This is a genomic window from Pararhizobium gei (assembly GCF_029223885.1).
GTDB lineage: Bacteria > Pseudomonadota > Alphaproteobacteria > Rhizobiales > Rhizobiaceae > Pararhizobium > Pararhizobium gei.
Genome location: NZ_CP119409.1, coordinates 2,096,229 through 2,116,783, shown reverse-complemented (window position 1 = coordinate 2,116,783; position 20,555 = coordinate 2,096,229). Strand labels below are relative to the sequence as shown.

The following is a 20,555-nucleotide window of genomic DNA, read 5'->3' as shown; positions in this document are numbered from 1 at the left end:
CAAGGATCTACATCCCGCTCAAGTCAACAGGAGATGATCGGAAGCTCAGGCAGATCCTCGGGTCAAGCCCGAGGATGACGGCCTCGGCCTGACCTCAACCCTTGAGGATCGACCGGCCGGCATACTTTGCTTGCGGGCCGAGTTGCTCTTCGATGCGGATCAACTGATTGTACTTCGCGGTCCGGTCCGAGCGGGCGAGCGAGCCGGTCTTGATCTGTCCGCAATTGGTGGCGACGGCGAGATCGGCGATGGTCGAATCTTCCGTTTCGCCCGAGCGGTGCGACATGACCGCTGAATAGCGTGCCTTGTGCGCGGTCTCGACGGCGTCGAGCGTTTCCGAGAGAGAGCCGATCTGGTTGACCTTGACGAGGATGGAGTTGGCAACGCCCATCTTGATGCCGTCGCGCAGTCGGGCCGAGTTGGTGACGAACAGGTCGTCGCCGACCAGCTGGGTCGTCGCACCGATCTTGTCGGTCAGGTATTTCCAACCGTCCCAGTCGTCTTCACCCATGCCGTCCTCGATGGAGAAGATCGGATATTTTCCGGCAAGCTCGGCCAGATAGTCGGCCATGGCTTCCGGCTCCAGCACGCGGCCCTCGCCTTCCAGGTGGTACTTGCCATCCTTGAAGAATTCGGTCGAGGCGCAATCGAGTGCGATGAACATGTCTTCGCCGGGCTTGTAGCCGGCCTTTTCGATCGACGACATGATGAAGTCGAGCGCGGCCGGGGCCGATGCCAGCCCCGGAGCGAAACCACCCTCGTCGCCGACATTGGTGTTGTGACCATCGGCCGAAAGCTGCTTCTTCAGGGTGTGAAACACCTCCGAGCCCATGCGAACAGCGTCACGGATCGTGTCCGCGCCGACCGGAACAATCATGAACTCCTGGAAGTCGATCGGATTGTCGGCATGAGCGCCACCATTGATGATGTTCATCATCGGAACCGGCAGAAGCCGGGCATTCGGTCCGCCGAGGTAGCGATAGAGTGGCAGGCCCGAGGCAGCAGCGGCGGCCTTGGAGACGGCAAGCGAAACACCGAGAATGGCATTGGCGCCGATGCGCGACTTATTCGGCGTGTCATCCAGTTCGATCATCGTGTTGTCGATGAAGATCTGGTCCTCGGCCTCAAGACCGCCGACGGCTTCGAAGATTTCGCCATTGATGGCTTCGACGGCCTTTTCAACGCCCTTGCCGAGGTAGCGCGTTCCGCCATCCCGCAGTTCGACGGCTTCATGCGCGCCCGTGGAAGCGCCCGAGGGCACGGCCGCCCGACCAAAACTACCGTCTTCGAGATAGACGTCGACTTCAACGGTGGGATTGCCCCGGCTGTCGAGAATTTCGCGGCCGATAATGTCGATGATTGCAGTCATGATCTCTTCCCTGCTTCAAACCTGCCCGCTTCAGACATGGTGGTGGACGGATGGCCTGTCATAATTCATGGCCGAAAAATTACAATGCCGGGCACCGGGCATTTGTCGCCCGGCACCCGGCATTCAAGAAAAATTCACAAAGGCGGCTTTCAACGCTTCGCGATCGCATCGAAGGCCAGCAGCGTCTCAAGGAGACGCGGCATATCCTTCAGATGCACCATGTTGGGACCATCGGACGGTGCATTGTCCGGATCCTCATGGGTTTCGATGAAGACACCGGCGACCCCGACCGCAACGGCGGCGCGCGCCAGCGTTTCCACGAATTCGCGCTGTCCGCCCGAGGACGAGCCCTGCCCGCCCGGCTGCTGAACAGAATGCGTGGCATCAAAGACGACCGGAGCCCCCAGACCCGCCATGATCGGCAGCGAGCGCATGTCGGAGACCAAGGTATTGTAGCCAAAAGAGGCGCCACGCTCGCACAAAAGCACGTTCGGATTGCCGCTCTCGGTAAACTTCGCCAGCACATTCTTCATGTCCCAAGGCGCCAGGAACTGGCCCTTCTTGACGTTGACGACACGGCCGGTCTTGGCAGCAGCGATCAGCAAATCCGTCTGCCGGCAGAGAAAAGCGGGGATCTGCAGGATGTCGATCACCGGCGCCACCAAAGCGCACTGCTCTTCGGTGTGGATGTCGGTCAGAACAGGAAATCCGTATTCCGTCTTGAGATCGGCAAAAATCTCCATGGCCTTTTCCAGGCCGATACCGCGCTTGCCTGATATCGAGGTGCGGTTGGCCTTGTCGAAGGATGATTTGTAGACGAGACCGATCCCGAGCGACTGGCACAGCTCTACCATGGTGCCGGCGATCATGAAGGCGTGATCGCGGCTCTCCATCTGGCAGGGACCGGCGATCAGCGACAGTTTCTGTGTGTTGGAGAACACGACCTGAGCTGTACCGCTGCCGGCCACGACGTTTGCATTGGCTTGCATATCATTCTCCAAAGGCGAAGATCACGCCCTGTCCCGGTGCTTCCGGAACGATGAGCCGCTTGTCTCTTCTGATAAAGGATACCGCATTGGCGGCGAAAAGCTGTTCGGTTGCGGAAAGGTCGGTTACCTTGAAAACGATGACGCGGCCCCGAAGCCCGCGGGCGTGAGATGGTGTCTTCCTGTCGAAGAAACCAGCCATGCCTCCCGGGTTGAGCACGGAAATCTTCACACCGTTCGCAGTTTCGATATCCATCCCGAAAGAATGAGCCGAAATTTCGGCTTCAACAATGACCTCCTGCAGGAGATATTGGAAGTCACGCGGATTGGGCTCGGACAGCACCACCTCAGCCATGCCGATCACGCCGTTCGCATGTGTCTCCAGGGCCGAGCGGTCGCTCGGAAGAGGCGCGACCCTTTCGCAGCTGAACAGGAAGAAATCCGGCGACCGCAGGTCAGCCGCGAAAGCCAGACGGAAGCTCCCCACGGCCTCCCTGCCATCGGGCAGCACCATGGCACGGGAAAACTCCAGAACGTCGCCCGCCGACATGCCGGCCTTGCGAAATCGCTCGTGATCGGCGACGGCGTCGCCGGAGCTGACGACAATGGCCGACAGCCCGTCCTGTCCGCGGCGAAACCGGAAAGCCTGGTCGCGCGCGACAAAAACGTTGCCACCCTTTGCCGCCGCTTCGCAGTGCTCGCTGTCGGCGACGGCCAGAGGTTCAAGATAGGTTTTGTCGGCCAGGAAGACGCAGGCATTCACCGTTCCGAACGGATGAAGCGCGTCGGCAGCGACCGTAAAGCCGAGGGCTTCCAGACGAGCCCGCGCAACAGACAGGTCGACAACCGGCAAAACTAGGTGGTCGAGCATGCGGGCTGATCGATGAGCTGCGGACATGGAGCTTCCTGACGAGACGTTGCCGCTGCTTTGCCCTTTCTGGAAAATGATTTCAAGAAAATGTTGATGTCCGCTGGTTGGCGGGCAAACCCGGCGTTGTCCGCGCCGGGTCAATGACCAAGATTTCAGTAATGTCAGCTTCTCGTGATGGAAACGCCGCCGTCTACGAGAGAGGCGGTTCCCGTTACGAAGGTTGAATCGTCCGAGGCAAGAAAAAGAACCGACTTCGCAAGCTCCTCCGGGGTGGCAACGCGCTTCAGGGCATGCAGGTTGGTGATGAACGACTGCGATTCTGCTGTATTGTTCATTTCCCGGTACATGGCTGTATCGACGGCGCCCGGCAAGATTGCGTTGACACGGATGCCCTGCGGGCCGAATTCGGCCGCGAGCGCCTGTGTCAATCCAATCAAACCGGCCTTGGACGCGGCATAGGCAGCGACACCAGGAAAGGCGAAGCTGTAGCCAACGAAAGTCGAGGTGAAAATTACGGAACCGGCGCCGTGTTTCACCATCTCGGCAATCTGATGCTTGGCGCCTAGAAACGAACCGGTGAGATTGATAGCGATTGCGTCGTTCCAGCCTTCTTCGGAGACTCCGGTGGAAGGACCGGCTTCACCGATCGTTCCGGCATTGTTGAATGCGATATCGAGTCGCCCGTATTTTTCGACGGCCAGCGCGACCAGCGCCCTGGCATAATCTTCAGAACGGACATCCCCGGCGAGAGCGACCGCTTGACCACCCTTTGCGTTGATTTCCGCGATCAGGTCGTTCAGTTCGGCCTGCCGGCGGGCGCCGACAACCAGTCTTGCCCCTTCGGCAGCAAAGAGCGTTGCGGTGGCGCGGCCGATGCCGGCGCTCGCACCGGTGATGATTGCAACCTTGTCAGAAAGGCGTCCCATGATCTTATCCTCTTCAAAGAGCCGGCCGCCATGCTGGCCGCCGTCAAACTCTTATCTTGAGCTGAATATGGCTTTGTTTTATCGTTCTGATTAGCCCGCAAATAATGGATCTCAATTCCGGAAAATTCGAACAATGATCAAACTTGATGGCATTTCCGGTTTCGTTGCCGTCGCAGAAAGCGGTTCGATCAGTGAGGCCGCGCGCCGGCTGCGGCTGTCGAAATCCGTGGTCAGCGAACGGCTGGCGGAACTGGAACGTGGCCTGAGCTCAAAGCTCCTGCACCGCACGACACGCAAACTGTCGCTTACCGAGGATGGCATCATCTTCCTCGAACGCGCCCATCGCATCCTGCAGGAGATCGAGCAAGGCACCGCAGACATTGCCGAACGCCGCGGCACGATTTCCGGTCCCTTGCGGCTGTCCGCCCCGGTAACGTTCGGACGCATGCATCTGGGGCCTGCTCTCTATCCGTTTCTTGCCGCTCATCCAAAGCTGCAGCTGACGCTCGATCTGGACGACAGACGGGTCGATGCGGCCGCCGATGGCTACGATGCTGTCATCCGCAACGGAGCGATTTCCGATTCGAGACTGATGGCCTGGCGGCTGGCACCCAGCCGGCGCGTGCTCGTTGCCTCTCCGGCCTATATCAAGGAAAGCGGAAAGCCGCGTTCCATCGAGGAACTGGAACGGCATCGCGGCGTGTTCTACACCAATCGCGGCGTTGCCGACTGGCGCTTTCCAAGTTCCGGCGGTGCTGTTCTGGTGCGGGGTCAGATGGGGTTTGGTGTTAACAACGGCGACATGCTGAGGGATGCGGCGATGGCCGGTCTTGGGATCGCGCTGCTGCCGACATTCGCCGTCGGCGCTGCGATCGAGGCGGGCAAGCTCGAAATCATCGATATCGGCGTCCAGCCGGAACTCGAATACATCCACATCGCTCATTCTCAAGGGCGGCAACCGTCCTTCAAGCTGCGGGCGCTTGCAGATCATCTTCGCGCCGCCTTCGGGACACCACCTTACTGGGATCCAGCCTTTCCCGCTTGAACCACCGGATCAGTCGCAGTTGCGCAGCTGTTTTGCATAGGTGCCCGCAATATTGGCCGAGCGCCGTGCAGCACCTTGCAGTTTTGCGTTTCCGCGCCACGCTCCGCGCGCATAACCGCCATCGCCGAGGTAATAGGCGAGATAGAGGCTATAGGCATCGCTTGGCGCGATGCCGTTCTTTCTGCTGCTCTTGTTGTGGTACCAGGCCACGAAATGAACCGCGTCCGAGTAATTCGTCCGGCGTGCCGACCAGTCGCCTGTCGATCGCTTGTATTCCGCCCAGGTGCCGTTCAACGCCTGGGAGAAACCATAGGCCGTCGACTGCCGCTTCCAGGGGATGAAACCGAGGAGCTTGGTTCGCGGAGGCCGAGCGTTCGGGCGGAAACTGGATTCGGTATAGATCGTCGCCAGCAGAATCGGCGCGGGAATGCCGTATTTGCGCTCGGCGTGCCGGGTCGCCCGTTCCCAATTGTCGAACCAGCCGTCTCGCTGTTCGAAAATGGCGCAGGCATTTCTTGTTTCTCTCGGGGCGGTCGCACAGCCGGCCAGAAGCAGAAGGGCGACGATAAACGCAATACGCATCGCTCGGTTCTCTCAGTCTTGGAGAGATTACTAACCGGTAAACGTTAAAGAGAGGTTTTTACACAATTCAGCGCCAACGGAGATCCTCATGCAAGGAGCTCCGTTTGCCATGATTAAACAAGCCGACTCTGCTCGACGGCGGCCTCGATGAAGCTCGCGAAAAGCGGGTGCGGGTCGAGCGGGCGGCTCTTGAGCTCGGGGTGATACTGCACGCCAATGAACCACGGGTGATCCGGATATTCGACGGTTTCCGGCAGTATGCCATCCGGAGACATACCGGAAAAATCCAGGCCGCAGGCTTCAAGGCGATCCTTGTAGTCGACATTGACCTCATAGCGGTGGCGATGGCGCTCGGAAATGTCCGTCGAACCGTAGATCTCCGCGATCTTCGTGCCCTTTTTCAGGCTGGCCTTGTAGGCGCCAAGCCGCATCGTGCCGCCAAGATCGCCCGAGGCAGCGCGCTTCTCCAGCGCATTCCCCTTGACCCATTCGGTCATCAGACCGACGACCGGTTCTTCGGTTTTTCCAAATTCGGTGGACGATGCCTTGTCTATGCCGGCCAGGTTGCGGGCAGCCTCAACGACCGCCATCTGCATGCCGAAGCAGATGCCGAAATAGGGGACCTTGCGCTCGCGGGCGAAGCGGACCGCCTGAATTTTTCCCTCGGAGCCGCGTTCGCCAAAACCGCCGGGAACGAGAATGCCGTGGACCTTTTCAAGATAGGGTGACGGATCCTCCTTTTCGAAGACCTCCGATTCGATCCACTCGAGCTTCACCTTGATACGGTTGGCGATCCCGCCGTGATAAAGCGCCTCTATCAGCGATTTATATGCATCCTTGAGGCCCGTATATTTGCCGACAATGGCGATGGTCACCTCGCCTTCCGGCGTCTGGATGCGGTTGGACACATCCATCCAGTTTTCGATGCGCGGCTTCGGCGCCGGCTCGATACCGAAGGCGGCCAGAACCTCGTTGTCGAGGCCTTCCCTGTGATAGGCGATCGGCACATCGTAAATCGACGCGACATCGAGCGCCTGGATGACCGCGGACGGGCGCACATTGCAGAACAGGGACAGTTTGCGGCGTTCGGCTTCGGGAATTTCGCGATCGGCGCGGACAAGCAGGATGTCCGGATGGATGCCGAGCGCCTGCAGTTCCTTGACGGAATGCTGCGTGGGCTTGGTCTTCAGTTCACCAGCCGCCGCGATATAGGGCATCAGTGTCAGGTGGACATAGATCGCCATGCCGCGCGGCAGGTCGTTCTTCAGCTGACGGATCGCCTCCATGAACGGCATCGCCTCAATATCGCCGACCGTGCCGCCGATTTCGCAGATAACGAAATCGAACTCGTCATTGCCTTCGGTGACGAAATTCTTGATCTCGTTGGTGACGTGCGGGATGACCTGGACGGTCGCGCCGAGGTAATCGCCGCGGCGTTCCTTGTCGATGATGTTCTTGTAGATGCGGCCGGTGGTGATGTTGTCGGTCTTGGTCGCCGAGCGGCCGGTAAAGCGCTCGTAGTGACCGAGATCGAGATCCGTTTCAGCGCCGTCGTCAGTCACGAAGACCTCGCCGTGCTGGGTCGGGCTCATCGTGCCCGGATCAACATTGAGGTAAGGGTCGAGTTTGCGAAGGCGGACCCGGTAGCCCCGCGCCTGCAGCAATGCTCCGAGAGCGGCTGCGGCAATCCCTTTTCCAAGGGAAGAGACCACGCCGCCAGTGATGAATACATATCGCGCCATGGGCTTCACCGGTTACCGTTTCAAAAATGATTCCGCCACCGAAAAATTCGTTTTCCCGAATTATTCCGATCAAAAGGACTGGTGTGCGAAATTCAAGCAAAAGAAAACCGGCGGAAGACTGGCCTCCGCCGGCGGTTCAAACTGTGGTTCGACTTACTGGCCGGTCGGAACGTCCGAGGAGGATGCAGCCGGATTTGTTTGCGTCGTCGCCGGCGTCTGGGTCGCCGGGGTGTTACCTTGTGTCGTGGAATTCTGCGTGGCCGGTGTTTGGGTCGCCGGTGTCTGCGTGGCAGGCGTCTGGGTGTTGGTGCCGGACTGAGCCGGCGTCTGGGTCTGGCCTGCCGGCGGGGTCGTGCCGCCACCCAGATCGTCCAATACACCATTGCCGTTGTTCGTCGTGCCGGGGATGCGGTCGAGTACATCGGTCGCACCCGGTTCGTAACGGGCAAGGATGCCCATGCCGAGAGCCAGAACGAAGAACAGAGCAGCAAGGATGGCCGTCGTGCGGGTCAGCGCATTGGCCGTGCCGCGGGCCGACATAAAGCCGGAGCCACCGCCCACGCCGAGACCGCCGCCTTCGGAACGCTGAATGAGCACGACGCCGATCAGCGCCAGCACAACCATGAGATAGATGACAAGCAATACGGTCTGCATTTTGTCCAGTCCTGCCTTGGATCGCGCGTCTTGCGGCTTTAGTAAGCCTCGTGACAGACGCGCAATCGGGTTATGGCCCCTGTGGTGGACGCCGGACGCTCAAGGCAAGTCTCAACGCCCGCTCCGCGCGGGATAAATTGTGTTGGCGGCTGCATATACCAAGCCACCGCCCATTAAAAGCCCCTGCCCGCGGTTCGGCGGACTCAAGCCGTCAATTCTTCATACGCCCGGTAGATGGCGAGGAAGTCGTCGGCTTTCAAGCTTGCGCCGCCGATCAATGCGCCGTCGACATTGGCGATATTCATCAACTCGCCGGCATTGCCAGGCTTGACTGAACCGCCATAGAGAATCCGCATCTTGGCACCCTCAGGGCCGAATCGCGCAACAAGCTCGGAGCGCTGGAAGGCATGCGCCTCTTCGACGTCAGTCGCCGTCGGCGTCAGGCCCGTGCCGATCGCCCAGACCGGCTCATAGGCGATGACGGTATTTTCCGAGGTGGCACTATCGGGAATGGAGCCCGCCAGCTGGCGCTTCAGCACGTCCAGTGTCTGGCCTGCCTTGCGCTGGTCGCCAGTCTCTCCAATGCAGATGATAGCCACCAGATCGGCACTGAAGGCGGCCTCGGCCTTGGCCCGGACAAGCGCATCGGTTTCGGCATGGTCTGTCCGGCGCTCGGAATGACCGACGATGACATGGGTGCCGAAGCAATCGGCTATCATCTCGGCCGAGAGATCGCCGGTATGGGCTCCCGACGGTTTTTCATGGCAATCCTGCGCGCCGATGAGAAGCGGGCTGTCGTCGCACAGCGCGGTCGCAACATAAAGCAGCGTCGCCGGTGGGCAGATGAGGGCATCCACCTTTTCAGAAAGCCCGCCCTTGACGCCCTCCGCCATTATCTTGATCTGATCGAGCGATGCCCGCAGACCATTCATTTTCCAGTTTCCGGCAACAAGCGGTCGTATCTCGGGCGTCATGCGAACTCCTCACGGCATTGATCCTCTTCCGCCAACGGCCCTAGCAAATAAGCAGGACAAAGGAAAGCGGAGCGAGGAGAGTGCAGTTCCCGACGGGTCATCTCTCTCAGCGGGCCGCGCGCCGCAATACGACGTTTAGCATGACAGCATCGCGCCGGAGCGGCGCGTGGTCAGGGCTTACCGGGGGCGGCGTTTCCGGTTCCAGATGCTACGGAAGACAGCCGAAACCGCATTATCGAGATCTGTATATTCAAATAAAAAGGAGCCCGGTCAATCTCTTGCCGGGCTTCTTTCAAAAACAACTTGCAGTTTTAACCTAGAACTGACTGCCGACGAAATCCTTGACGATGCGGATGATGCCGCGGCCAAGCAGATCATCGAGCGCGTCGACGAACTGATCGACATGCTGGCGTTCGCAAATCAGCGGCGGCTCCAGCCGGATAACATTGCGGTTATATTCGGTGAAGGCGACAAGCGTGTCATAGTCCTTCAAAAGCAGCGCGCCGATGAAGCCGGACAGCGAGCCCTTCAGCTTGTCGTCGAGTACGCCCACCACCGGCCGCAGAACCATTGGCAAGGTCTGGCTGAAATCCTGGAACTCCAGCCCGACCATCAGCCCCTGGCCGCGGACGTCCTTGATGATCTTCGGATATTTGTCCTTAAGACCGTTCAGCCGCTGCAGCAGATATTCGCCCTGGACGGCCGAATTGTCGATCAGGTCTTCGTCATACATGATGTGAAGGCCTTCGATCGCCGTGATGCAGGCCTCGCCGATGCCGCCGAACGTGGCCTGGGCGTGGATCATAGCGGTGTTCTTCGTGCCGTAGGCTTTCATGTAGACGTCGCGCCTGGCGATCATCGCTGCCATGGCCGTCTTGCCGCCGCCAAGCGATTTGGCAAGCGCCGTCACATCCGGCACGACGCCGGCATGCTCGAAGGCGAAGAAGCGGCCGGAGCGGCCCATGCCGCACTGTACTTCGTCAGCAACCCAGATGACCCCGTGCTTGTCGCAAAGGGCGCGCACTTGCTGCCAGAATTCCGGCGGTGCGGTGATGATGCCGCCGCCACCCTGGATCGTCTCCAGAACGAGGACGCCGATCTGCGGATCGCGCTCGAAGGCATTGCGGATCGCATCGATATCGCCGAAAGGAACCTTGACATTGTTGTCCAGCAGGCGGAACTCACCGCGGTACAGCGGACCGTCGGTGATCGATAGAACGCCCTTGGTCTTTCCGTGAAACGAATTTTCCGCATAGACCATGCGCGGACGCTTCGGGCCGGCGGCCCGTTCGGCGACCTTCAGCGCGGCTTCCATCGCTTCCGAACCGGAAGAGCCGAGGAAAACCATGTCGAGATCACCGGGGGCAATTGCCGCCAGGTTCTTGGCAAGGGCCGACGCATATTGCGACATGAAAGCGATCGCGATCTCGTGGCGGTTTTCGTCCTGGAATTTCTTGCGGGCGGTCAGGATGCGGGGATGGTTGTGGCCGAAGGCGAGCGAGCCGAAGCCGCCGAAGAAATCGAGGATCTTGCGACCGTTCTGGTCGGTATAATACATGCCTTCTGCAGTTTCGACCTTCACCTTGTTGAAGCCGAGAAGCTTCATGAAGTGCAACTGACCGGGGTTGATATGATCCTTGAAATAGCTGGTCATATCGGCGACGGACATGGCTTTCGCCTGTTCGACGGTGATCAGGTCAGGCTTTTTCGTGCCGCCGTCCAGGGCGGGGGCGTCAACGGCGACGCGGGCAGGTTTATCGAGCATCGTTGTATTCCCCTCGTTCATTCCGCCGGTACGGCCGATGTCTGTGTGAAAGTCTTGCCGGCCTTTTTGGCGCGGTATTCGTCATAGGCGGCGATCAGCATCGCGCCGTCGTTATATTGAGGCTTCCACCCGAGCTCCGCCTTGAGCTTTCCGGTCTCGCGGATGCACATTTCATCGGCAATCAGATATTGTTCCGGGTCCATGATCGGCAGGTTGATCGCGTCAAACGCAGCAAGCGTTGCCTTGACCGCAAAGGCCGGCGTTGGCAGCAGGAAGGATTTCGAACCAGCATGCACGATGAGGTCTCCGAGCAGCTTCTTCACGCTCGGCGGATTGTCGGAACCGAGATTGTAGGCCTCGTTCGGAACGCCGCCCTTCCAGGCAAGACGCGCCGCTTCCGCGCAATCGAAGACGGAGATGAACTGGTAGGGGTTTTTGCCCGAACCGATCATCGGCACCGGCAGATTGGCGTCGATGAGCTTGAAGAGTTTTTCCAGGATGCCGAGCCGGCCGGGGCCGATGATCAGGCGTGGGCGAAAGATGGAAATGTTGAGACCCTGCTTGCGCCATTCGCCGGCAAGCTGCTCGGTCGCCCATTTCGACTTTCCGTATTCTCCAAGCGGCTTGGCCGGATGGTCTTCCGTTTGCGGCGACATCACGGTGTGGCCGTAGATCATGTCGGTGGTGAACTGCACCATGCGGCTGGCACCGGCTTTCGCGGTCGCCTTCATGATGTTTTCCGCGCCGTAATAATTGACCGGCCAGAAAAACTCCCAGCGTTTTGCCCGAACCTGCAGCGGCGACAGCATCTTGGCGGCCATGTTGTAGACCATGTCGTCCGGGCCGATCTCGACGGCGAAGACCTCATCCTGCTTGGTCACATCGCATTGCACGAAGCGCGCCCGGGAATAGTGGGGAAGATCGGACTTGACGATATCGGCGACGAGAACCTCTTCGCCATCGTGGACCAGACGTTCGGCCAGATGCCGGCCGACGAAACCGTCACCGCCGAAGATAATATGTTTCATGATGCGCTCCCGATTTTAGCTGTTTTTGCGCCGGCTGCCTCAAGCGGCATTTCGCCGTCGTGAGAGGACATGCCTGACTGGGCGATGAGGATGGTTCCAACGCAGATGAAGCCGATGCCGGCAATGCGCCAGGCATTGAGGTCTTCGTGGAAGAAGAAATAGGCAAAGGCGGCCACGGCCACATAGGCGAGGCTGAGAAACGGATAGGCGAAGGATAGTTCGACCTTTGAAAGGACGAAGAGGTGCGAGGCCATGGAGATGACGAAGGTTGCAAGGCCCGCAAAAACCCAAGGGTTGAAAACGACCTGAAAAATACGGGCGATAAAGGTATCGGCCGTGAAGCTTAACGGACCAAGAGAAAGCATCCCTTGTTTCAGCATGAGCTGCGCTGCGGCGTTCGTCGCCACCGTGAAAAGAATGAAAAGGATATACTTCATATCTGCGCTCCATGTTCTATCGAAACAACTACAGACAAGAGCCGTATATTTCGTGAAATCGCGGCGTTTATTTAATTCAAATTGTCTGCATTCTCATTTTGGCAAAGCCAGCGCCGTTCGCTTCCAGAAGTTCGAAACGATGGCCGGATCGCGCAACGCTTCCAGCTTTCGCCACTGAGGGTAAGAAGAATCAAAGACTTGCGGGCTCATCCTCGCATCCTTGTACGGATTGATCGCGCCACCGGCTTCGATGACGATCGCGTCGAGCCGGTCGAGAAGCTTAAGGGTGCGTTCACCCTGATTGGCGAAATCCAACGTCAGGGTGAAGCCTTCGCGCGGGAAGGAAAACAGCGCCGGCGAGGCCTGCGCGCCGAACTGCTTGAGAACGGTCAGGAACGATGCATGTCCCGCCTGCCGGGCGGTCTCCATCAGGCGAGCGGTAACCTCAAGTGCGTTCCTTGCCGGATAGACGCTCTGGTGCTGGTAAAGGCCTCGGGGACCATAGAGGCGGTTCCATCCGCCAATTGCGTCCAGCGGATGGAAATAGCCCGGCCACTTGACGGTCTTCACCACTTCGCCGCGCTTTTCCTTGCGGTAATAAAGCTCGTTGAACATCTTCAATGTCAGCCGGTTCAGAAGGTTGAACGGCGGTGCCACGGGAATGGAGAGTTTCATGCCGCGCGGCAGATCGGGAAATTCGCAGGATGCGTCGGCGTGATCGCCGGCAAGAAGCACGCCCCTGCCCGCGTTTCTGCCGGTTGCCAGCTGATCGATCCAGGCGACCGAATATTCGTGCTCGCCGTCGACCTGCGCCACCATGGCGAAATAGTCTTCCAGCCGGTCGAAACGAATGGTGTGCTGTTGAATATGGGCGGAGGGCACTTTCATCAATTGCAGATCGACGGACAGGATCAATCCGGTGAGCCCCATGCCGCCGATCGTGGCGAAGAAAAGCTCGGCGTTTTCGGTGGCCGAACACTTGAACGTCTCACCGTTTGAGCGCAGCAAAGTCAGCCGGCGCACATGCCTGCCGAATGTCCCGCGAATGTGATGGTTTTTTCCATGCACGTCATTGGCAACGGCGCCTGCGATGGTGACCGAGGCCGTTCCCGGCGTCACCGGCAGGAAGAAGCGGTGCGGTATCGCAGCTTCGAGAATGGAACGGAGCGTCACGCCCGCGTCGCAGGAGATAATGCCCGTGCCGGGATCGAAAGCGAGAATGCGGGTGCGGGAGCGATTGTCGACCAGCCGCCCGCCGTCGTTGTGGCAACTGTCACCGTAGGATCGGCCGTTGCCGAAAGGCAGGAAGGCGGCCGGCGCCTTGTCGGCGAGACCCTCGTAGGCATCCGGCGACATGCCTTGGCGGGGGCGCAGATCGATCCGCCCCCAGCTATCGAAATCAACAATGTTCATTGCGGGCCGAGCGCTCCGGCAAGCACCAGGACGGCGCCGATCGCCATGGTCAGCAGGCTTCGCCAGTCGCGCATGATGAAGACAACCGGATCTTCGTGCAGCATGCGCCGGCGGGCCAGCATCCATATCCGCAGGAGCATGTAGAGCACCAGCGGGCAGAGCGGCCAAAGCGCCCAGGGCTGCTGGTACATTTCCTGCATTTCCTTGCTGTGGATATAGAGGGCCAGAACCAGGGCTGCGGTAAAGGCGGAGGCAACGCCCGCCTGCCCGACCATTTCGAAATCCACAGACAGATAACCGCGTCCTGGCACCTGGCTGCCGCTGCGTCCATCATACTCGTCAAGCTCGACATAGCGTTTGACGAGCGCAAGGCTGAGGAAGAAGAAGATCGAGAAGGACAGGAGCCAGAAGGAAAGCTCCGTCCCCGTGGCAGCCGCGCCGGCGACGATCCGGACGGTGTAGAGGCCGGCCAGGGTGAAGACGTCCACCAGAAGCTTGCGCTTCAAGACAAAGGTGTAGGCGGTCGTGGCGATGGCATAAAAGCCGAGCACCAAGGCAAAATTCAAAGGCAGAGCTGCCGTCAGCGAAAGGGATGCGAGGATCAGGGCAAGCACCGTCGCCAGTCCGACGGGCACCGAGACCTGGCCGCTCGCCAGCGGCCGGTTGCGCTTTTTCGGATGGCGCCGGTCGTTGGTGAGGTCCGACAGATCGTTGATCACGTAAACGGCGGAGGCCAGAAAGCTGAAGGCAAAGAAGGCGAAAACGACATTGACCAGAGCCTGCACCTGCAGAATGTCGTGGTTGAGCACCATGGGCACGCCGATCAAGACATTCTTTGCCCATTGATGTACGCGAATGGACTTCAACGGGGCAAGCCGGTCGAATTTGCCAATATCCAGCCGCTCCGCGTCATGCATACGCCGCCAGTTTTCCGCGGCGGCATCCGGTGCGACGACGATCGCCTTGCGGGCAGCCTCAAACGCCGGAATATCATCCCGGCTGTTGCCCATATAGTCGAAACCGCCCTCGCCGAACTGCTCGATCAGCCTTTCGCGCTTTTTCCGGTTGGTCAGGTTGATCTCGCGGGTACTGTGCAGCACGGAGGAAAAGACACCCGCATGTTCGGCGACACCGAGAGCTACGGTTTCCGCGGCTCCAGTCACCAGGATGACATCGCGGCCGCTCGCGCGTTCCAGTTTCAAGCGGTTCAGAACCGCTTCGCGATAGGGCCAGTCCGCAGCCTCGCGGCCCGTTCGCGCCGCGATCTCGTATTTCAGCCGCGCTTTTCCCTTGAACATCCAGTAGACGATGGAAAACAGCAGCAGGGGATTGCGCAGAATAATGATCGCCGCTCCCTCCCAAAGGGTGTCGGCAGCGACCAAAGTGCCGTCCAGATCGACACACAGAGGAATATGGCGAGTTTCAGTGCGAGCATCCATAAGATCAGTCCCCGGAAATACGTGCGCGGACGGTCCCATGATATGCTTTCAAAATCGCGAACTGCCGCCTTCGGAAGACCTGAAAACTCACGGACTGGTTAACGAATGGCCGACATACTTCAATAAATTCAATCCAGTCCGATCCAGTTCAGGGCATCTTTCCAGTCTGTCATACGAACCGGTGTGCCATGTGATCCGGTCTGGAACAGGACAAACCGCGAGGGATACCGCGCCGATTTCAGCGAACGGTAAAGGCCGATCTGGTCTGCGGCTGGATAGACGCTGTCTGCACTCCCATGCGTGAAGTAGATCGGCAGCCTGCTTCGATAGGCGGCACTCCTGGGAAAGCTGGGGTCGGCGGCCCCGCCCATGATGATCATCCCCTTGAGCATCGCCACAGCTTGCGCGTCGCGGGTCAATCCCCAGCACAGAAAACTACCCATCGAAGCACAGGCAACAATCACCGGCTTTTGAGGGGAGCGGCTTTGAGCATAGGAAACCAGTGCTGCAAGGTCCGCCACACCGGCCGTGTCGAAGGACCGGGCGCTCACGGCATAATAGACGCCGTCATTGGCAACGGCCAGGTTTTTCACACGGTTGAAATTGCCGCCGAAGGACCAGTCGTTGGCGCCCAGACGCCGGTCTCCGCCACGGCCGTGGATGAAAACCACCGAAAATCTTGCGCCTTCCGCGTCTCCCACACGGGTGACGTCGATTCGCCGTCCGGCAAAGTCGATCGTCTCGTTGGCCTGCCGCCCCTTGACGCCAAGCGAGACATAGGCCCGCTTCACACGCCGTTCCGGCACCTGGTCGCGACCATTGATATCGCGCATCTCTTCGTATTCGACCACCCGGTAATCGCCGCCATCGGCGGTTTCGAGGACTTGGCCATAGGAAAACAGGTCGTCCTTGAAGGGTTTCAGCGGCGCCGACGACGCGGGAGACACATGGCCGGCGATTATCGCGAGCGCAAGCAAGACGGGGAAAGCCAAATGAACTGTGGACAGACGCATTCCCGATGTTCCTCTTTTGATCCAAGCCTTGCCATTCCGTCTTCCGGAACGCAACAGTTGGGGTTATGCAAGGTGCAAGCCGTGATTTCCCAACCACTGGCGTTCCCGGATTTTCACAGGGCGGGCAATTGCGGCATAAATTCGAGACGCATGCTCGTTTGTCGATATGCCGTGCGGCGATCACAATGGAAAGACATCTGACAGAATATGACCGACAGTAAAGATCTCTTTTCCGCCTTGCCTCTTGTGCCGGTAGCGAAAGCCGAGAAAGCCCCTGCCAAACCGGCCCCCTCGTCAGTGACGGTTTCCGAGGCCCGCTCTTCGTCCGTCCCTTCCCTCAAGGCGGATACGGGCGACTATGACGCCTCAGCGATCGAGGTCCTGGAAGGGCTCGAACCGGTGCGCCGGCGTCCAGGCATGTATATCGGCGGCACGGACGAAAAGGCGCTACACCATCTCTTTGCCGAGGTCATCGACAATTCGATGGACGAAGCGGTCGCAGGCCATGCCAACTTCATCGATGTCAGTCTCGACGCCGAAGGCTGCCTCTCGGTCACCGACAACGGCCGCGGCATCCCGGTTGAGAACCACCCGAAATTTCCCGGAAAATCGACGCTCGAAGTCATCATGACGATCCTCCATGCCGGCGGCAAGTTCGACAGCAAGGTCTACGAGACCTCGGGCGGTCTTCATGGCGTTGGTGTTTCGGTCGTCAATGCCCTGTCCGATCTTCTCGAAGTCGAGGTTGCCCGCAACCGCAAGCTCTATCGGCAGCGTTTTTCACGCGGCGTGCCGCAAGGCGGCCTGGAAGAACTGGGCGATGTCCAGAACCGGCGCGGCACAAAGGTCAGGTTTCATCCGGATCCGGAGATTTTCGGGCCGCATGCCAAATTTGATCCGGCCCGGCTTTTCCGCATGGCGCGGTCCAAGGCCTATCTGTTCGGCGGCGTCGAAATCCGCTGGTCCTGCGACCCCACGCTGGTTGAGGGGACCGATACGCCGGAAAAAGCGGTGTTTCACTTTCCCGGCGGCCTGAAGGACTATCTCCAGGCAACGATGGGCAAGGAATTCACGGTCACGCGCGAGATTTTCGCAGGCCGCACCGAAAAGACTGGCGGCCACGGCGCCATGGAATGGGCCGTTACATGGTATGGCGGCGACAGCGTCGTGCATTCGTACTGCAACACCATTCCGACACCCGAGGGCGGCACGCATGAGGCGGGTTTCCGCATCGCGCTGACCAAGGGCCTGAAGGCCTATGCAGAGCTGACGCAGAACAAGCGCGCATCGATAATCACCACCGACGACGTGATGATCTCGGCGGCCGGCATGCTCTCGGTCTTCATCCGCGAGCCGGAATTCGTCGGCCAGACCAAGGACAAGCTGGCAACCGTCGAGGCCCAGCGCATCGTCGAGAACGCTCTGCGTGATCCCTTCGACCATTTTTTGGCCGATAATCCGCAGGAAGCGCATAAACTGCTGGAATGGGTCATCGAGCGTGCCGACGAACGCGTGCGCCGCCGCAAGGAAAAGGAAGTCACCCGCAAATCGGCGGTGCGCAAACTGCGGCTGCCAGGCAAGCTGGCCGACTGCTCGCAAAACTCGGCCGAGGGCGCCGAGCTTTTCATTGTCGAAGGCGATTCGGCTGGCGGCTCCGCCAAGCAGGCTCGAAACCGGTCCAACCAGGCAATTCTGCCGCTGCGCGGCAAGATCCTCAACGTTGCCAGCGCCGGCCGCGAAAAACTCGGGGCCAACCAGCAGATTTCCGATCTGATCCAGGCGCTCGGCTGCGGAACGCGCAGCAAATATCGCGAGGAAGATCTCCGCTACGAGCGCGTTGTCGTCATGACCGACGCCGACGTGGACGGCGCGCATATCGCATCGCTGCTGATTACCTTTTTCTATCAGGAGATGCCGGAACTGATTCGTGGCGGCCATCTCTTTCTCGCGGTGCCGCCGCTGTATCGAATCACGCAGGGTGCGAAGACACTTTATGCCCGCGACGACGCCCATCGGATGGAACTGATGGACACGGAATTCAACGGCCGCGGCAAGGTCGAGATCGGCCGCTTCAAGGGGCTTGGGGAAATGATGCCGGCGCAACTCAAGGAAACAACAATGGATCCGGCCAAGCGCACATTGTTGAAGGTTGCCATAGACGAGATCGATTTCGAAGGAACCCGCGAAGCCGTGGATAATCTGATGGGCACCAAGGCCGATGCCCGTTTCCGCTTCATTCAGGAGCGTGCGGTCTTTGCCGAAAACCTCGACATATAGATCCCGTTGCTAGGAAATCGATTCAAGGTCCTTTGTTAATAGTCGAACATTGCTCCGCAACCGTCTGTTCTCAAATGATTTTTATGCCGCATTCCAATAGTCGTCATTCTATCAGGCGGCTTCCCTCGCGGCAGCGAGAGCGTAGTCCCGCGCCGTCTGCCGCTGCTCCGCAATCGACAGTTTTTCGAGAATGCCGGCTAGCCCATTGGATGCCTCCGGAGTGCTTTTGCCGCGCAAGCGGGAAAGCAGCGCGGACGAAATGGTTTCCGTCATTCCAATCGCGACCGATCTATTCTCTCTCCGCCAGATAAGGGTCGCATCCGCAAAGACCATGCTGATGTCGCGGCCGAGCCCGGCACTTTCAAACAGCGCTCGGATTGCAGGCAGGCGGCCGTCGGAGAGGATCGAACGAACCCGTTTCTCGGTCAGGCCGGAAAGATTGACGATGGCCGCAGCGAAGAAATCAATTTTGCCAGAACACAGGGCATGCAGCAGAAAGGCAGGGTTCAGACGCGCGTTTTCACGCAGATGCTCGACGAGTCTCGAAAGTTCATCCGCCTGCACGGCGCCAGCCATGCCAACGGCCGCCCTGTCACAGGCTTCGCGCGTGATGCGATCGACCCGGCGTTCGCCGATTGCTGCCTGTATGAGGCTTGCCCCGGCAAGCGCTGCTCCCACCTTTTCCATCAGGACATGACGGGCATCGGCAGGCAGGTCGTTCCGTTCCAGAAGCTGATTTCGAACCGACCAGAGATGACCGAGCCGCTCGCTCAGGCGCTTCAGCGTCCGGAGCGAAAAGTGCGCCTCTGGATTCTCGAGCAGAATAAGCACCTCCTCCTCGCCCCCGATCTCGGCGATCGCCGCTGCGAGCGGAGGCGATATGGAGCAACGCGCAGCAATTACAGCCCGCGTCTCCGGCGTCCCTCTTGCCGCGAGGTCGATCAGGTCCGCATCGTTCAGAACCGGCGAACGGGAAATGACGGCAAAGGCGGTTTCCGGCTGATCCTCGGCCAGAGACAGGATGATGGAGCGCGGCACGCTATCGGAATCGACAAGCGTTTCGGCCAGAGCCAGCCGAACTTTCGGCGATGGATCGTCAAGCAGGAAGGTCATCGCCATTTCGGCGGCATGGCGGTCGAGGACACTCATCCGCGCCGTGACATAAGCCTTGCCCAGAGCTGCGGCGGCCCTTGCCCGGTCGCTTGTCTTTGCGGTTTCGACCCACCGAAGAAATGCTTGAATGATCACCGACGCCCCACTACACACCAACCACACTCATGACGGTGCCAGTTACTTTAGCGATCAAAGGTTTAAGATTGGTTCACCATGTCTCTTAACCAGTGCAAAAGCCTATTGCCGATGCTCATCGTGCCGCCGGAGCATTTTGGCACAGACGGCCCCGCCTCGCCCGTGATTCTGGATGTCGGGAGCCCGCAGTCTTTTGCCGACCACGACGCTGTCCGGAATATACTGCTTCGCCGCAAAACCCTTGGCGTTGCGACCTATCTGCGTGTTCGGCTCGGCGATGATGCGCCGTTTCAGGATTGGTTGACGCGGATGGCGGGGCTGCGTCCGGCTGGTTTTGTCCTTGCCGGTTGCGGAGGCGGCGCCGATATCCAGAAGCTGGACGTGATGCTGCGCGTGGGGGAAGTTGAGAGCGGAACCATCGAGGGATCGCTGGGCATTCTCGCGGAAACAGGCGAAACGCCATCCTTTTTCCTCGCCCCATCGTCGCTGCGCAATCTGTCCCGCCGGCTGGAGGGCATTATTCTCGATGCCCGCGCGCTTGCGCAAACCACAGCCAGCGACATGCACAATGACGCCGCAGGTAGACCGGGCGCGCCCTTGTTGTTCGCCCGCGCCACCGTGATCCTTCGCGCAGCTGACGCCGGTGTTGCGTGTTACGAGATTCTGGGCGAAGACCTTGCAACGGTCGACGCGCTTCAGACAGCGCAGGCGGCGAGCCGGGCCGACGGCTTCTCGAACTTCATCGTCCGGGATGCAGCTCAGCTCTCGATGCTTGCAGCCGGCTGA

18 protein-coding genes are annotated in these 20,555 nt (G+C 59.6%); 3 read left to right on the top strand and 15 right to left on the bottom strand.

Going from position 1 to position 20,555, the window contains the following annotated elements:
- Positions 1 to 94: 94 nt before the first annotated feature.
- The 4 genes from eno to PY308_RS10425 form a co-directional block, all read right to left on the bottom strand.
- A complete protein-coding gene (gene eno, locus PY308_RS10440; RefSeq protein WP_275790906.1) occupies positions 95 to 1,369 on the bottom strand; it encodes a phosphopyruvate hydratase in 1,275 nt (424 codons plus the stop codon).
- A 149-nt stretch (positions 1,370 to 1,518) separates the two neighbouring features.
- Positions 1,519 to 2,358, bottom strand: coding sequence for a 3-deoxy-8-phosphooctulonate synthase (kdsA, locus tag PY308_RS10435; RefSeq protein WP_275790905.1), 840 nt, complete (start codon positions 2,356 to 2,358; stop codon positions 1,519 to 1,521).
- A 1-nt stretch (position 2,359) separates the two neighbouring features.
- On the bottom strand, positions 2,360 to 3,253 hold the full coding sequence (locus tag PY308_RS10430) for a VOC family protein (RefSeq protein WP_275790904.1): 894 nt from the start codon (positions 3,251 to 3,253) through the stop codon (positions 2,360 to 2,362).
- A gap of 134 nt (positions 3,254 to 3,387) precedes the next feature.
- Positions 3,388 to 4,152 carry an SDR family oxidoreductase gene (locus PY308_RS10425; RefSeq protein ID WP_275790903.1) on the bottom strand — a complete coding sequence of 255 codons (765 nt, stop codon included), beginning with the start codon at positions 4,150 to 4,152 and terminating at the stop codon, positions 3,388 to 3,390.
- Between the two features lie 133 nt (positions 4,153 to 4,285).
- Between PY308_RS10425 and PY308_RS10420 the strand changes: the two genes are divergently transcribed.
- Entirely contained in the window at positions 4,286 to 5,197 is a 912-nt protein-coding gene (locus PY308_RS10420) for a LysR family transcriptional regulator (protein WP_275790902.1), read from the top strand.
- Between the two features lie 9 nt (positions 5,198 to 5,206).
- Here PY308_RS10420 and PY308_RS10415 read toward each other — a convergent pair whose 3' ends face one another.
- The 10 genes from PY308_RS10415 to PY308_RS10370 form a co-directional block, all read right to left on the bottom strand.
- On the bottom strand, positions 5,207 to 5,779 hold the full coding sequence (locus PY308_RS10415) for a transglycosylase SLT domain-containing protein (protein WP_275790901.1): 573 nt from the start codon (positions 5,777 to 5,779) through the stop codon (positions 5,207 to 5,209).
- A 113-nt stretch (positions 5,780 to 5,892) separates the two neighbouring features.
- Positions 5,893 to 7,521, bottom strand: coding sequence for a CTP synthase (gene pyrG, locus PY308_RS10410; protein WP_275790900.1), 1,629 nt, complete (start codon positions 7,519 to 7,521; stop codon positions 5,893 to 5,895).
- 153 nt (positions 7,522 to 7,674) lie between these two features.
- Positions 7,675 to 8,175 (bottom strand): preprotein translocase subunit SecG, encoded by a 501-nt coding sequence (gene secG / locus PY308_RS10405; RefSeq protein ID WP_275790899.1) that lies wholly within the window; start codon positions 8,173 to 8,175, stop codon positions 7,675 to 7,677.
- A gap of 203 nt (positions 8,176 to 8,378) precedes the next feature.
- Positions 8,379 to 9,149: a triose-phosphate isomerase gene (gene tpiA / locus PY308_RS10400; protein ID WP_275790898.1), complete on the bottom strand. Its 771-nt coding sequence runs from the start codon at positions 9,147 to 9,149 to the stop codon at positions 8,379 to 8,381.
- Between the two features lie 316 nt (positions 9,150 to 9,465).
- The gene (locus PY308_RS10395) at positions 9,466 to 10,914 is read right to left on the bottom strand and encodes an aspartate aminotransferase family protein (protein ID WP_275790897.1); all 1,449 of its coding nucleotides are present in this window, start codon (positions 10,912 to 10,914) and stop codon (positions 9,466 to 9,468) included.
- A gap of 17 nt (positions 10,915 to 10,931) precedes the next feature.
- Positions 10,932 to 11,942: an NAD-dependent epimerase/dehydratase family protein gene (locus PY308_RS10390; protein WP_275790896.1), complete on the bottom strand. Its 1,011-nt coding sequence runs from the start codon at positions 11,940 to 11,942 to the stop codon at positions 10,932 to 10,934.
- On the bottom strand, positions 11,939 to 12,379 hold the full coding sequence (locus tag PY308_RS10385; protein ID WP_275790895.1) for a DMT family transporter: 441 nt from the start codon (positions 12,377 to 12,379) through the stop codon (positions 11,939 to 11,941). Before PY308_RS10385 ends, PY308_RS10390 begins: the two co-directional genes overlap by 4 nt.
- Before the next feature lie 93 nt (positions 12,380 to 12,472).
- Entirely contained in the window at positions 12,473 to 13,792 is a 1,320-nt protein-coding gene (locus PY308_RS10380) for an FAD-binding oxidoreductase (RefSeq protein ID WP_275790894.1), read from the bottom strand.
- Positions 13,789 to 15,231, bottom strand: coding sequence for a UbiA family prenyltransferase (locus PY308_RS10375; protein WP_275790893.1), 1,443 nt, complete (start codon positions 15,229 to 15,231; stop codon positions 13,789 to 13,791). The genes PY308_RS10380 and PY308_RS10375 overlap by 4 nt, the downstream gene beginning before the upstream one ends.
- Positions 15,232 to 15,359: 128 nt before the next feature.
- Complete coding sequence (locus PY308_RS10370) at positions 15,360 to 16,244, bottom strand: alpha/beta fold hydrolase (RefSeq protein ID WP_275790892.1); 885 nt, start codon at positions 16,242 to 16,244, stop codon at positions 15,360 to 15,362.
- A 207-nt stretch (positions 16,245 to 16,451) separates the two neighbouring features.
- Here PY308_RS10370 and parE point away from each other — a divergent pair, with 207 nt between their 5' ends.
- Positions 16,452 to 18,521 carry a DNA topoisomerase IV subunit B gene (parE, locus tag PY308_RS10365; RefSeq protein WP_275790891.1) on the top strand — a complete coding sequence of 690 codons (2,070 nt, stop codon included), beginning with the start codon at positions 16,452 to 16,454 and terminating at the stop codon, positions 18,519 to 18,521.
- A 111-nt stretch (positions 18,522 to 18,632) separates the two neighbouring features.
- Here parE and PY308_RS10360 read toward each other — a convergent pair whose 3' ends face one another.
- Entirely contained in the window at positions 18,633 to 19,769 is a 1,137-nt protein-coding gene (locus PY308_RS10360; protein ID WP_275790890.1) for a DUF2336 domain-containing protein, read from the bottom strand.
- Positions 19,770 to 19,847: 78 nt separating this feature from the next.
- Here PY308_RS10360 and PY308_RS10355 point away from each other — a divergent pair, with 78 nt between their 5' ends.
- Positions 19,848 to 20,555 carry a hypothetical protein gene (locus PY308_RS10355; RefSeq protein WP_275790889.1) on the top strand — a complete coding sequence of 236 codons (708 nt, stop codon included), beginning with the start codon at positions 19,848 to 19,850 and terminating at the stop codon, positions 20,553 to 20,555.

Excerpts from the sequence above, each read along its gene's own strand:
- eno (WP_275790906.1), bottom strand. The coding sequence starts at position 1,369 with ATGACTGCAATCATCGACATTATCGGCCGCGAAATTCTCGACAGCCGG.
- kdsA (WP_275790905.1), bottom strand. The coding sequence starts at position 2,358 with ATGCAAGCCAATGCAAACGTCGTGGCCGGCAGCGGTACAGCTCAGGTC.
- PY308_RS10430 (WP_275790904.1), bottom strand. The coding sequence starts at position 3,253 with ATGTCCGCAGCTCATCGATCAGCCCGCATGCTCGACCACCTAGTTTTG.
- PY308_RS10425 (WP_275790903.1), bottom strand. The coding sequence starts at position 4,152 with ATGGGACGCCTTTCTGACAAGGTTGCAATCATCACCGGTGCGAGCGCC.
- PY308_RS10420 (WP_275790902.1), top strand. The coding sequence starts at position 4,286 with ATGATCAAACTTGATGGCATTTCCGGTTTCGTTGCCGTCGCAGAAAGC.
- PY308_RS10415 (WP_275790901.1), bottom strand. The coding sequence starts at position 5,779 with ATGCGTATTGCGTTTATCGTCGCCCTTCTGCTTCTGGCCGGCTGTGCG.
- pyrG (WP_275790900.1), bottom strand. The coding sequence starts at position 7,521 with ATGGCGCGATATGTATTCATCACTGGCGGCGTGGTCTCTTCCCTTGGA.
- secG (WP_275790899.1), bottom strand. The coding sequence starts at position 8,175 with ATGCAGACCGTATTGCTTGTCATCTATCTCATGGTTGTGCTGGCGCTG.
- tpiA (WP_275790898.1), bottom strand. The coding sequence starts at position 9,149 with ATGACGCCCGAGATACGACCGCTTGTTGCCGGAAACTGGAAAATGAAT.
- PY308_RS10395 (WP_275790897.1), bottom strand. The coding sequence starts at position 10,914 with ATGCTCGATAAACCTGCCCGCGTCGCCGTTGACGCCCCCGCCCTGGAC.
- PY308_RS10390 (WP_275790896.1), bottom strand. The coding sequence starts at position 11,942 with ATGAAACATATTATCTTCGGCGGTGACGGTTTCGTCGGCCGGCATCTG.
- PY308_RS10385 (WP_275790895.1), bottom strand. The coding sequence starts at position 12,379 with ATGAAGTATATCCTTTTCATTCTTTTCACGGTGGCGACGAACGCCGCA.
- PY308_RS10380 (WP_275790894.1), bottom strand. The coding sequence starts at position 13,792 with ATGAACATTGTTGATTTCGATAGCTGGGGGCGGATCGATCTGCGCCCC.
- PY308_RS10375 (WP_275790893.1), bottom strand. The coding sequence starts at position 15,231 with ATGGATGCTCGCACTGAAACTCGCCATATTCCTCTGTGTGTCGATCTG.
- PY308_RS10370 (WP_275790892.1), bottom strand. The coding sequence starts at position 16,244 with ATGCGTCTGTCCACAGTTCATTTGGCTTTCCCCGTCTTGCTTGCGCTC.
- parE (WP_275790891.1), top strand. The coding sequence starts at position 16,452 with ATGACCGACAGTAAAGATCTCTTTTCCGCCTTGCCTCTTGTGCCGGTA.
- PY308_RS10355 (WP_275790889.1), top strand. The coding sequence starts at position 19,848 with ATGTCTCTTAACCAGTGCAAAAGCCTATTGCCGATGCTCATCGTGCCG.